Annotated in this window: 9 protein-coding genes; 7 read left to right on the top strand and 2 right to left on the bottom strand. The window is 42.6% G+C overall.

Annotation, left to right across the window (positions count from 1 at the left end; genetic code table 11):
• Positions 1–89: 89 nt before the first annotated feature.
• The gene (locus G630_RS0109920; protein WP_026498476.1) at positions 90–1,121 is read left to right on the top strand and encodes a DUF3737 family protein; all 1,032 of its coding nucleotides are present in this window, start codon (positions 90–92) and stop codon (positions 1,119–1,121) included.
• 105 nt (positions 1,122–1,226) lie between these two features.
• On the opposite strand, the gene G630_RS0109925 is transcribed toward G630_RS0109920, so the two are convergent.
• Positions 1,227–1,880, bottom strand: coding sequence for a helix-turn-helix domain-containing protein (locus tag G630_RS0109925; protein WP_026498477.1), 654 nt, complete (start codon positions 1,878–1,880; stop codon positions 1,227–1,229).
• Positions 1,858–2,532, bottom strand: coding sequence for a DUF3990 domain-containing protein (locus G630_RS0109930; RefSeq protein ID WP_026498478.1), 675 nt, complete (start codon positions 2,530–2,532; stop codon positions 1,858–1,860). The genes G630_RS0109925 and G630_RS0109930 overlap by 23 nt, the downstream gene beginning before the upstream one ends.
• A 286-nt stretch (positions 2,533–2,818) precedes the next feature.
• Between G630_RS0109930 and htpG the strand changes: the two genes are divergently transcribed.
• The 6 genes from htpG (at position 2,819) to G630_RS0109960 (ending at position 13,719) form a co-directional block, all read left to right on the top strand.
• Positions 2,819–4,939, top strand: coding sequence for a molecular chaperone HtpG (gene htpG, locus G630_RS0109935; protein WP_022760490.1), 2,121 nt, complete (start codon positions 2,819–2,821; stop codon positions 4,937–4,939).
• A 243-nt stretch (positions 4,940–5,182) separates the two neighbouring features.
• Positions 5,183–5,881, top strand: coding sequence for an ABC transporter ATP-binding protein (locus G630_RS0109940; protein WP_022760491.1), 699 nt, complete (start codon positions 5,183–5,185; stop codon positions 5,879–5,881).
• A gap of 42 nt (positions 5,882–5,923) precedes the next feature.
• Positions 5,924–7,501 (top strand): efflux RND transporter periplasmic adaptor subunit, encoded by a 1,578-nt coding sequence (locus G630_RS0109945; protein WP_026498479.1) that lies wholly within the window; start codon positions 5,924–5,926, stop codon positions 7,499–7,501.
• Positions 7,501–8,715: an ABC transporter permease gene (locus G630_RS0109950; protein WP_026498480.1), complete on the top strand. Its 1,215-nt coding sequence runs from the start codon at positions 7,501–7,503 to the stop codon at positions 8,713–8,715. Before G630_RS0109945 ends, G630_RS0109950 begins: the two co-directional genes overlap by 1 nt.
• Before the next feature lie 55 nt (positions 8,716–8,770).
• Positions 8,771–9,988 carry an ABC transporter permease gene (locus G630_RS0109955; RefSeq protein WP_026498481.1) on the top strand — a complete coding sequence of 406 codons (1,218 nt, stop codon included), beginning with the start codon at positions 8,771–8,773 and terminating at the stop codon, positions 9,986–9,988.
• Between the two features lie 149 nt (positions 9,989–10,137).
• Positions 10,138–13,719 (top strand): DUF5717 family protein, encoded by a 3,582-nt coding sequence (locus G630_RS0109960; protein ID WP_026498482.1) that lies wholly within the window; start codon positions 10,138–10,140, stop codon positions 13,717–13,719.
• Positions 13,720–13,769 lie beyond the last annotated feature (50 nt).

The following is a 13,769-nucleotide window of genomic DNA, read 5'->3' on the forward strand; positions in this document are numbered from 1 at the left end:
ATATTAAATTTCATAATTATTTAAGAGGCGCATTATATGCGCCTCTGTTAATATTATAATAACAACGTTATTTCCTAAGGAGGTTTCTTATGAGGGTTAGAACGAAATTTGTATCTTTGGTAATGGCGGCAGTTGTTGCGGTTCCTATGCTTGCGGTATCTATACCTGCAGGAGAGGTTAAGGCGGAAAACACTTATAAGCTTTCTGATTATGGAATCAAGCCTGATGATAACAAGTCTGATACGGCTGATATTAATAACTTTATCTCCGAAACAATAGGATCCGGTGGTGGGACTATTGTTTTTGATTCCGGAACATATGACATAAATATTTTGGATTTCGACGGCTACGGTGTTGGAATTAATATTACTAAGCCAAACATATCATTCCAACTTGCCCAAGGAACGGAACTAAAGGTGAAGCCGACTACTATCGGTGAATACTGCGTTATAAGTGTTAAAGCAGATGGATTCAAAATATCTGGCGGGAAGATCACTGGAGATAGATCATCTAATGGAAAGTCCGGAGCTGATGGACATGGCATCGGAGTAATAGATTGTAAGAATGTTACCATCTCTGATATGACAATTTGTAACAACTGGGGAGATGGTATTTATCTTGGATCCATGAACCTTGAGGATAGTCTTTATGGATGTGATGGAGTATCCATTACCAATTGTACGATTTCAAATAACAGAAGAAACAATATAGCTATAGTTGATGCAGATAATGTAACTATAGATAGTTGCAAGATTTTGAAGGCCAAGGGTGCTCAACCAAGTTGCGGCATAAATATAGAGCCCAATGCAGTAAATGGAAAAATTCCAGCAGATGAAGTATGTAAGAATATTACTATTAAAAACACCAAAGTAACTTGTGTAAAGCAGGGAACATCTAATTGGTACTTTGCATTTCAAACTATAAAAGACCCATCTAAACCCAAGATGGCGAGTGCTAAAAATGTAAAGATTATAAAATGTAATTTTGGCGGAGATGTAAGCAATTATTCAGGTAAAAAATTCACAATAAAAAATACGAAGATTACCGGAACTTTTTATGATAATAAAAATATGAAAACAAAAGTGAAGAAGTGTAAGATAAAAAAATACTATAAATACTAAAATTACAGGTTGTTCCCGGATGTAAGCCTAAAAACTTATATTCGGGAACTTTTTTTAGTAATTAAATGATAGAAATGAATATTCAGTTGATAACCTAGTAGAAATTCACTTTTCCATTAAGTCCTCAGGTCTACACTTCAATACTCTTGCCATAGAGAGGACCTTTTCTGCTGAGGCTTTATTTATATCCTTATCGCGTATCTCGTATTGCTGAAGGGTTCGCAGGTTCACACCGGAAGCATCCGCCAGAGCTTTTTGGGACAAACCTATGAGTTTTCTGTATGCCTGGATTCGTGTTACTGTTTTGCTTGCAACGGAAGATGAGACATTTTCTATCAAAAGCAATGCGTGGTCGTCTGAGGTGGTATGGCCTGTGTTATATAGTTTTGCCAGCTTCTCGTAATTTAGGGATTCAAATATTCTGGCAAAACTGATATTTTTCTTCCATTGATAGTAGGCAAGAATGTATCCGCACCAGTAATCCACCCCGGTATCGAAGCGAATAAGAGGCTCAGGCCAGGTTCTGTCAGAGAATCCGCAGGTCTCCAAAACTCTGTGATGAAGCTCAGTGCCGGACATTCCGCTGACAACCATGGGATCGCCCTTTTCAAAACGTTCAGCAAAGCCGCTGATAATCATCATCTGAAAAAAATCGTCAGGCTTGATATCGGGAGTTGCTTCAACCAAGTATTCTACAAGCTCGCCAAGATTACTCATGGCATCATGTAAATATAACTCAGAGTATGCGCAGCTGTTCATCGCTTATTCCTTTCTGTATAATTTCATTTAAATAGATACCTTCAGTTTGTTCCTTTCCCAACAATTTCTGATATGATTCTCTGGCGTCAGCATCGCGCTTTATACGCTTTGGCGCGTATATAAGTCCGTTGACAGGTGCGGCTTCCCAAAAGGTGATGCTGTCGAATGCTCTTTTGCTCATTAGCACAACCTGCTTGCCAAGATCACCATATTTCATGGCATATGAGAGCTGCTCTAGCGTTATGGTATTACTGAGGAATGCTCTCGAGAAAGAAAAGTAGGAGTCATCAGCCCTATAGCCGATGATAACATCAGCAGATTTTGTATTGGGAAGATAATTATCAAGTATATATTCCGCGCCTCTTTTTTCTATAGGACTTGAATATCTTATTTTTCTATTGGCAAGCAAAATGGCGAGCCAGTTTAAAATATGAAAATCAGGACTCAGCAATCGCAGGATCTTAAGACCTTCAGTATTGAGACGATATGTGTTTAAGAATCCTCCTTTATCAGTTATTGCTGCCCATTCCCTGGCGAGCTCAGGATCTTCTGCACAGTAAAAGCCTCTGCCATAGTCATTGTCATCTCTCCCATAGCCGAAAACAGGCTTATTTACAACTTGCACAGAACCGTGATATATAGTCATCTCCATAAAAATAATCTCCTAAAACCACAAAAGTACTTCTGTAGAAGTATATAATAATTATACTTCCGTAGCAGTATATTATGCAATATACACCTTCAATTCGTGAATTAACCGTTTATTAGCACTCACTTCAATTGAGTGCTAATTTTTTATTGACTTTTGTCTCTCACAGTCTTAAACTCATATTTGTGGGTATTCTATATTTAGTAGAACACGCCGCAATAATATTTTAATAAAAAACGCGGAGGGGCCGGTTTTCATCCCGCTTCGCGATAGTAATGGAGGCACTACAATGGAGAAAAAAGGTAATCTTTCAATCAACTCAGAGAATATGTTCCCTATAATCAAAAAGTGGCTGTATTCAGACCACGACATATTCTATCGTGAGGTTATTTCCAACGCATGTGACGCGATCACAAAGATCAAGAAGATGGACATGATGGGAGAGTATACACTTCCCGATGGCTTTAAACCCCGTGTTGACGTTGTTCTTAACGATAAGGATAAGACAATAAAGATTATTGATAACGGTATCGGTATGACAGCTGAAGAGGTTGAAGAGTACATCAACCAGGTAGCTTTTTCAGGTGCTACAGACTTCCTTAACAAGTACAAGGATAAGGCAAATGCAGACCAGATTATCGGACACTTTGGACTTGGTTTCTACTCAACCTTCATGGTATCTGATTATGTTGAGATCGATACTCGTTCATATAAGGAAGATGCGGCTTCAGTACACTGGACCTGCGACGGCGGTTCAGACTTCGAGATGAAGGATGGAGATAAGGAGGACGTAGGTACAGTTATTACTCTTCACCTTTCAGATGACTGCCTTGAGTTCTGCAATGAGTACAAGGCTCGAGAAGTAATCGAGAAATACTGCTCATTCATGCCTTATGAGATTTACCTTTCAAGAGAGAACGAGGAAGGCACAGAGACCATCAAGGAATCCGAGAAGCGCGATGATGATGTTGTAATCGAAGTCATCGAGCCTGAGAAGAAGGAAGAAGCTAAAGATGGCGAGACTTCAGAGGAGAAAAAGGAAGAGGAGAAGAAACTCAAGATCAAGAGGAGACCTCAGCTCCTTAATGATACACATCCTCTCTGGGGAAAGACTCCCAAGGATTGCACCGATGATGAGTACAAGGAATTCTACAGAAAGGTGTTCCGCGATTACAAGGAGCCTCTTTTCTGGATTCACCTTAACATGGACTATCCTTTCAACTTAAAGGGTATCCTCTACTTCCCTAAGATCAACATGGAGTTCGAGTCAGCTGAGGGCGTAATCAAGCTTTACAATAACCAGGTATTCATCGCTGACAATATCAAGGAAGTAATCCCTGAGTACTTGATGCTCCTTAAGGGTGTTATCGATTGCCCTGATCTGCCTCTTAATGTTTCAAGAAGTGCACTTCAGAACGACGGTTTTGTAAAGAAGATTTCAGACTACATCTCCAAGAAGGTAGCTGAGAAGCTTGCAGGTCTCTGCAAGACAGATAAGGAAAACTATGATAAGTACTGGGAGGACATTTCTCCTTTCATCAAGTATGGCTGCCTCAAGGACGACAAGTTCTGCGAGAAGATGAATGACTACATCCTCTTCAAGAACCTTGATGGAAAATATCTCACACTTCCCGAAGCACTCCAGATCAACAAGGAGGCTGAGGAGGCTGCCGCAGCTGAGGAAGCTAAGGATGAGAACGGTAATACAGTAGAAGCTGAAGTAGTAGATGAGAATGGCAATACAGTAAGCGGAGACGGAGCTGACAAGGCCGATGACAAGAAAGACGAGGAAAAGGAACCCCGCACCATTTACTATGTAACAGACGAACAGCAGCAGAGCCAGTACATCAACATGTTCAAGGCTCAGAAGATGGATGCATTCATCTTAAATCACAACATAGATGTGCCTTTTATTCAGCAGCTTGAGTCCAAGAATCAGGACATCAGATTCCAGAGAATCGATGCTGATCTTACAGATACCTTTAAGAGCAGAACATCCAAGAAGGCTGAGAAAGAATTCGAGGAGATCGAGAAGAACATCGGCGAGAAGATGAAGAAGGCTCTTAAGAACGAACAGCTTGTTGTTAAGGTTGAAAAGCTCAAGGATAAGAAGATTTCTTCAATGCTCACTGTATCTGAGGATACCCGCCGTATGCAGGATATGATGAAGATGTATGCAGCAAACGGAATGATGATGGGCGACTTTGGTATGGGCGGCCAGACTCTTATCCTCAATGCTAACCATCCTCTTGTTAAATATGTTATGGACAACGAGGACGGTGAGAACGTAAGCACAATCTGCGAGCAGCTCTATGACCTTGCCCGCATCCAGAATGCACCTCTCGACGCTGAGTCCATGACTAAGTTCGTTCAGAGAAGTAATGATATCATGATGCTTCTTGCTAAGTAATTATTTCTCATATTTTGGGAAAATATTTTTAAGTGTAAAACAGACCGAAATAAGTGTACATTTCGGTCTGTATTTATATATATGATAAATTTACCCTTGAAATCAGGAAAAAAGATCATTTATTTTTTAATAAATGAAGATACAATAGAAGTTGTTTCGTTATATACTATGGTAGATGGTTTATTTTAACCTTGCTATGTAAAAAGTTTTTTGAACAGTCCAATTAAGCAAAGGGGAGGAGTAATGCCTGCGTTAGTTGAGGTACGGGATATATGCAAGATTTATAATCCCGGGGAGAATGAAGTCAGGGCTCTTGATCATGTGAGCCTTACAATAGAAGAAGGGGAATTCGTGGCCATAATCGGTCAATCCGGTTCCGGAAAATCTACACTGATGAATATGCTTGGGTGTCTTGATACACCTACAAGTGGGAGATATCTGCTCCATGGAATGGATGTTTCCCATATGAGTGACGATGAACAGTCAGATGTCAGAAACAGGGAGATAGGATTTATCTTCCAGGGATTTAATCTGATTCAGTCACTTACTGCGCTTGAAAATGTTGAGCTGCCGCTTATGTACAGAGGTGTTCCCAAGAGAAAAAGACGCGAGTTGTCTGTAGCAGCTTTGGAACATGTTGGTCTTGGGAAGCGTATGACGCACAAACCTGCGGAGCTTTCAGGAGGTCAGCAGCAGAGAGTTGCTATAGCAAGGGCGATAGCGCAGGCGCCGCCGATACTTCTTGCGGATGAGCCTACAGGTAACCTTGACAGTGGTTCCAGCAGAGAGATTATTGCTACTATTAAAAATCTGTATGCCGAGGGCAGAACGGTGATACTTATCACCCATGACCCGGGAATTGCGGCACAGGCTAAGAGGATTATAACCATAAGCGACGGAAAAATCGCAAAGGATGAGATAAACGAGAATTTTACTTTGTAACATGAAAGGCTTTGTTTTTAGACTACGAGGAGACAAGTAATTATGAATTTGGTTTTGGGGAAAAAGAAGAATTCAAAGGACACACAGGAAGTAAATGGAGAAGCTAAGGTAGATGCGGCAAAGGATGTAAAGGCAGAAGTTTCGCAGGAAACCAAGACTTATGCTGTGAAAGAAGACACGCCAAGCTATACTCCCGGTAAGAGGAAGGGCTTTGTGAAGTTTATCGTTCTGGGACTTATAGTGCTGATTGTCGGCTGGGTGGTTTTCAATAATATAAAGGCAAAAAATGCTCCTACGCCGGTCACAACTGCTACAGTCGGAAAGGGAGACATCGAAGTCATCGTTTCAATCAGCGGAAATGTTGCATCTGACGAGACAAAGAGCTATTACGCGAAGCTTCAGGCACCGATCGGAACACTTAGTTTGTCGGAAGGTGACAGGGTCAATAAGGGCGATGTTATTTATACCTATGATGAAGCTGATCTTGAAAAGACAAAGAAGCAGGCTGAGCTCAATCTTCAGCAGGCAAACGGCAGCTACAGCGGAAGCATCGAAAAGAACAATAAGGCGACTGATGTTCTTGAAGGAAGAAGCATTCACGATATAAACAATCGTCTTGACGAGATTACAAATGAGATAGATGCAATCAATGACAAGATTACAGAGAAGACTTCCAGAATGAATCAGACTCTGACAGACCTTCAGAAGGTAAGCCAGGACGTTGATCAGAACAGGGTTTCAGACAGCTATGATGCTGCACAGAAAAACGAAGCACCTAATGAGAGAAGAACAGAGGACGGCGAGAGCCAGATGGCACTAGAGATTCAGGATGCCATTTCCGATGTCCAGTATGCGCTGTCAAACGATCCGGAGATTCAGGAGTGGAACAGACAGATAACTGCCCTGAATGAAGAAAAGCAGGATCTTTCCGAGCAGTCATCCGCTGAGATGAGTGCTCTTACTTCAGGTGAAAAGAGCTCACTTGCAGCTCAGAGAGAGCTTGCGGAGCTAGAGAGTACAAATACCATCACTGACATTGAAGAGGCAGAGGGCGGAATTAAAGCTGATTTTTCAGGAGTAGTAACAGAGATTGGTGCAAACGAGGGTTCAACAGTTGCTCCCGGAACCAAAATCATGACTATCGAAAGTACCGATGATGTCAGAGTTGATATCCAGATTTCAAAGTCAGATCTTAGTAAGATCAAGAAGGGACAGAAGGTGGATGTCACGATTAACGGCAATGAGTACGAAGGCGAAGTGACACAGATTTCCGGAACAGCTAAGAATAACGCAAGCGGAGTTCCTGTTGTTGATGGCAAAATTAAGATAAAGAATCCCGATGACAGCATTATTCTCGGAGTAGAAGCAACTAATAAGATTCACACCGAGAAGGCAGAGGGCGTTCTTGTCCTTCCTTATGAGTACATCGGAACTGATTCTGAGGGTGATTTCGTATTTGTTATTGATAACGGAATTCTTAAGAGACAGCCTGTTACTCTGGGACTTACCACCAGTACAGATGCAGAGATAAAGGAAGGTGTCAGCGAGGGTGATACCATCGTTACCACCGATCCCACAACCCTTGTCGAAGGAACCAAAGTCATCGAGATGAGCGAGTAATGGATACATTTTTTGAATATTTAGAAAGTGCCATAAAAAATATTCTTGGCAATAAGATGCGAACAGCTCTTACGATGCTGGGAATCATAATCGGAATTGCTTCGGTCATAGCGGCGCTTACCATAGGAAACGGAATGGCAAGATATGTAGGAAACGAGGTTGATGCTATAGGCGGAAACGTTGCGGATATATATCTTGATATGTCGGTTGCGGACAGGGGATTTAATAACGACGATATAAGAGAAATCAAGGACAACTTCCCCGGGGTCAGTGCGACATTTTATGACAATGAATACGGCGTTTCTTCAGGACCAAGAGGTGCTTATGATACGCTTATCACTGCTGCCGGATCTGATTATCAGAAATCCACACTGACCAAGCTTGAGACGGGAACCTACTTTACCGATGATCAGGTGGATCAGGGAGCAAGAGTCTGCGTCATGATGAAAAATGATGCGGTGCATCTTTTCGGAACAGCCGATGCACTTGGTAAAACTTTTGAATTAACCGTTGGTGGCAGTTCTATCGAGCTGGAGGTTATCGGAATAAGAGAAAACTGGAGCGAGATGATTTCCAAGATGATTGATATGGAAACCGACTCCTATACAGCTATGATTGAGATGCCGCTAACAACCTATGCCAGAGCTTTTGGTAAGGACATCTCTGAATTCCATACTGTCGAGATATATTGGGATAATACTCAGCCCGGTACTATTGTTAAAAGTATTGTTCGCTTTGTTGAGAACAGACTTGGACTTCGCGGACAGGACGCGGTTTATTACATGAGTATGTCAGATGTATCAGGCCAGGTAGACTCTATTATGGGAGCGATAACAGCATTTATTTCACTGGTTGCGGCCATATCCCTTCTGGTCGGCGGTATAGGTGTTATGAATATCATGCTTGTTACTGTGACTGAGAGAACAAGAGAGATAGGTATAAGAAAATCAATCGGTGCAAGAACAAAGGCTATTCTGATCCAGTTCCTGGCTGAATCCGCTATCATCTCCCTGATGGGCGGAATCGTGGGCGTCATCGTTGGAATAGCGGGTGCTTATGTAGGATGCATACTTCTTGATCTTGAACCTGTAATAGACTTCAAAATTGTAATAGGAGCAACGCTCTTTTCTATGATGATAGGAATCTTTTTCGGCATCTATCCGGCAAGAAAAGCAGCAAAACTTAAGCCGATAGACGCACTTGCAAGGAATTGATAGATGCCTTCCCTTGGGGGAAGGTGTCAGCGAAGCTGACGGATGAGGGTAAGAATTGGAATACATAAAAAGCGCATTTTCCAGTATAAAACAGAATAAAGGAAGAACCTTCCTTACCATGCTTGGTATCTTTATCGGTATATCCTCTGTTATAACAATACTTTCAATAGGTAACGGAATGAAGGTCTTTGTAAACAGCAGTCTTGATGAGATATCAAGCGGCGGAGTAACAATCAATCTAGATCCAAAGAAAACCGACAGATATCTGGAACCGGAAGATCTTGAAAGGATAAAGGATGCTGTTCCGGAGATGCAGGGAATAACATTGACCATCAGCTCGGACGGAACCTATAACGATGGTAAGGATGACAGGCAACTTGGAATTACCGGCGGAACTGCGGATATTTCGCATGAAGAGACGAAAGGAATGCATGCCGGAAGATTCTTTAGGGATGACGAGGCGGAAGCCGGAACGGCAGTATGTGTAATTTCTCAGCAGGATGCTCTCCTTTTGTTCAGGACGGATGATGTTGTTGATAAGACATTTACGGTCGACATCGGGGCCAAGAGTGTTGATCTGATGATAGTCGGCGTTGCAAAGAGCAGTGATGAAGACATTGAATCTGCAAAGGAAGCTATAAAGAAAAAAGAAGAGGCCTATTACTACTGCTCAATTTATGTACCGTATGCTCTTTTGACCGGAAGATTCGGGCTTGCCGGGGATAAGATTACAAGCTTTAAGATTTATACCAATCCGGGGATGGCGGACGAGACAGCTCTTAAAGTAAAAAGTGTAACCGAAAATATGCTTGAGCTTCGAGGCGAAGGAGCAGTACAGATTCAGTCTTTTGCGAGCATTGCAGGAGCATATACCAGTATTCTTGATGTTGTGACACTTGTAGTTGCTCTCATCGCTGCAATTTCGCTCGTAGTCGGTGGAATCGGCGTTATGAATATCATGACGGTTACGGTTACAGAGAGAACCAGAGAAATCGGAATCAGGAAATCTCTCGGAGCCAGAACCTCATACATTCTGATACAGTTCCTGACAGAGTCTGCGATCATTACACTGATAGGCGGAATGATCGGAATGCTTATGGGCTTTCTGTTTACAAAAATTGCGGAGAATTTCATGTCGTTCCCGCCTGTAATCAGTCCGATGAACGTCCTTATGGTTGTTGCGATTTCGATAGCCGATGGACTGTTCTTTGGAATTTATCCCGCGAGAAGAGCGGCGAAGATGGATCCTATCGAAGCTCTCAGGCAGGAGTGATGTGCGCCATATAACGTATAATTATATATGTAAAAACAAACAGAGGATTTTCGTAAATTAAGTCATCCATACATTCAATTGTATGGGTGGCTTTGTGTTTTTTGTGCTATAATAATTTGGAATATGTTTTCTTTCGGGGAATTCTTTACGTGAATAGTGTAATTGACCGCTTATTAAATGGACAATTTGATAATATAGAAAGAACGCTCAGCTTCTCACTTCCGCGCCTGGAATTAAATATTAAACCGGGGGAGGTCTGTGAAGGGAGCTTCATTATCTATGGACCTAAGGACAAGGTTGTGCAAGGGCTCATCTCTACTTCTGAGCTCCGTATGCAGGTTCTGACAGCTGATTTTTCCGGCTATGAATATGAGGTGGGATTTAGGTTTGATGGCACGGGGCTTAGCGCCGGTGATGTCATCAAGGGTGAGTTCTCCGTCATATCCAATCAGGGAGAATATCAGCTTCCTTTTGTTGTGAACGTGGAGATTAGTCACGTGATGTCCAGTATGGGACCGATTCGCAACATGTTTCACTTTGTAAATCTTGCAAAAACCGACTGGGATGAAGCAAGAAAACTCTTTTATTCCGATGAATTTATCGATGTTTTTCAGGAGAATGAGAGTGGCTTTGAAAGTCTGTACAGAGGGCTTTCTTCTGTCCCCATGTCCGAAGCGAACATGGAGGAGTTTCTTATTTCCATAAAAAAGAAACAGCCGATAAGCTATATTCCCGACAGGACTGAGATTGTAATAGATAATCCGACAGCTGTTTCGGAGCATACCGTGATGCTTTCCAGGAACGGTTGGGGGTATACGCGCGTTGAAGTTGAATTTGACGGAGATTTTCTTTCCACGGATTCTCTTGACCTTACCGACAGCGATTTTATCGGAAATAACTGCTTTTTTAAATTTCGTGTGGATGCAAGTCTTTTGCATGAGGGCAATAACTTTGGATTGATAACCTTCAGAACTCCTTATATGGAGGTTAAGATTCCTGTTACCGCCAAGGTGAATCTCGGATTAGAACACCTTTCATCCATACAGATGGAGAAGAAAAAGCTCATAGTAGAACTTGTTAAGCTCTATGAGGATTTCAGATTTAAGAAGATTGGTTCAAGGGACTGGCTTTCGGAGAGCGGAAAACTTGTTAACAGAATGAACGCGGTGGATGCCAAGGATCCCGCTTTCAGATTATATACAGCTCAGTATCTGATTACAGCATCGAGAGTGAGCGAGGGTAAATGGATACTCGACCAGATGAAGCCGGTTCTGGAGGAGGAGTATCCGGACGACGATACCCTTTACTGTTATTATCTATATCTCACTACTCTTGTTGAGAGAGATGAGTATGCGACCAACGAAGTATCCAGAATGATGGAAGGTATATTCTCCAGAAATTCAGATAGCTGGAGAATCGCATGGCTTCTTTTATACATATCGGAGGAGTATGCTAACAGCCCCACCAGCAGATGGGTGCTTATGGAGCAGCAATTCCAGGACGGCTGCAGAAGCCCGATTATTTTTATAGAAGCACTTAACCTTATGTTTGAGTCGCCAACACTTCTTACCAAGGCCTCGGAGTTTGAACTTCAGACTCTTGCCTATGGAGTGAAAAAGGGCGTTCTTCAGCAGAATCTGATAGACCAGATAGTTTACATAGGCTCCAGAGAGCGCGGCTACAATGAGAAGCTGTGCAAGATACTCATGGCCTGCTATCAGACTAATCCCGATAAGATTACGCTGGAAGCAATATGTTCGCTTTTGATAAAGGGGAACAGAACAGATCCCGAATCCTTCGAGTGGTATGCCCTCGGTGTTGAGGAGGAGCTTCATATCACAAGGCTTTATGAGTACTATATGGCTGCCATTTATCTCGATGAGGATGGAATGCTTCCCTGCGAGATATCCAAGATGGTACTCATGTTCTTTTCCTATCAGAGCAATCTTGATTATGAAAAGAATGCGATACTCTACAGGTATCTTCATGAACACAGAGACGAGTATCCTGATATCTATGATTCCTACAGGCTTCAGATTGAGAAGTATCTCGTAGAGCAGGTGGACAAGGGTAGGATTAACAAGGATCTCGGATATTTATATAAAAATCTGCTCACGAGGCAGATGGTTGATGCCAGCAATGCCGACAAGGTTTTGAGAATTTTATACAGCAATGAGATAAGGACTGACAACAAGCGCATGACCAAGGTGATTGTTGTCTACGACAAGCTGGAAAAAGAGGTGGAGTATCCGCTTGCGGGCGGAGTTGCCTATGTTCCTTTGTATGGCAGCGATTACTCAGTTTTCCTTGCGGATTCCGATGACAACAGGTTTGCAGAGGGCATACCATTTATAAATTCAAAGCTCATGCTGGTGGGACAGCTTGCATCCTATGCAACGCCTTATATCCAGAAGGGATCTGAGAGCGTGGAGCTTTTCCTTTGTGATATTGAGAAAAATTCTTATACCATCACGATGGAAAATGTCGGAAGGTTCAGGGAGCTTGCCAGTGATCCCAAGATCAGGTCCATTTGCAGAAAGCATATAAGAGAGAGCCTTATAAGGTTCTATTATGAAAATAACTTTGAGCGTCAGCTTGCGGAGTACATGGATGAGGTTACTATGGAGGATCTCGGAACTGCTGACAGAAGCACGATGTTTGAGCTCATGGTTATGTCAGGTAACTACGATAAGGCTTATAAGCTGGTTCACAGGTTTGGCACGCACAAGCTTGATCCCAGAATTGTTATGCGACTTTTCGGCAGACTTATGGATAATGAGTCGCTCGAGAATACTGAGGACAATGCTAAGATAGCCTGGTATGCGTTCTCTCATGCGAAGTATGATGAGCAGCTTCTGACTTTCCTTGCGGCAAACTATAGCGGAACCGTCAAGGAGATGAGAGACCTCTGGAAAACCGCGAACAATCTAAGTGTTGATGTATTTGAACTGTCTAAGAGAATTCTTACTCAGATACTTTACACCGGAGCACACATCGGCGATAAGATTGCTCTTTTCAGAAGCTATGTGGAAAAGAGCGGCGGCGGAGATGAGCTTGAGAGAGCTTTTCTTGCAAAATCGGCCAACGATTACTTCGTGGACAACATGGTTACGGACAGCTATGTTTTTGAGAGAATTGCCACACTTTCGAAGGAGGGCGTAGAGCTACTTGATGTGTGCAGAATGGCATACCTTAGGAGCTTTACCGAGGCTAACCACGTAGGCCTTAAGCCTGACAAGGAGATTGTGAAGGACTTCTTAAAGAGGCTTTTGGATCAGAATGTGTACTTTTCATTTTTCATGTACTATCAGAACGAGCTTCCGCAGATGGGGCAGTTCTGCGATAAGTCAATAATCGAGTACAGAACCACACCGGGGACCAAGTGTATCGTTCACTATATCTCCAGTGAGGACGAGAACGAGGAGTACAAGACCGCACCTATGCAGGAGATGTACAGAGGTATATATGACGCCTCATTTATACTCTTCTTTGGTGAGCAGATCCAGTATTACATCACCGAGGAGAACTACAACGGCCGCGGTGAGAAATTGACGGAGAGCGGAGCTATCTCCAAGAACGATATAGTTCAGGAGACCATTGTCGGACGTTACTCTATAATCAACGACATTATGATCGGCAAGACGCTTCAGGATTACGATACTGTGGACAGACTCCTTTCCGAGTATTACAGAAAGCGTTTCATGACCAATAAATTATTTAGGATGTTATAAAGCCTTCCCCCCTGTGGGGGAAGGTGTCAGCGTAGCTGACGGATGAGGGC

The organism is Butyrivibrio sp. WCD2001, from assembly GCF_000424485.1.
GTDB lineage: Bacteria > Bacillota > Clostridia > Lachnospirales > Lachnospiraceae > Butyrivibrio.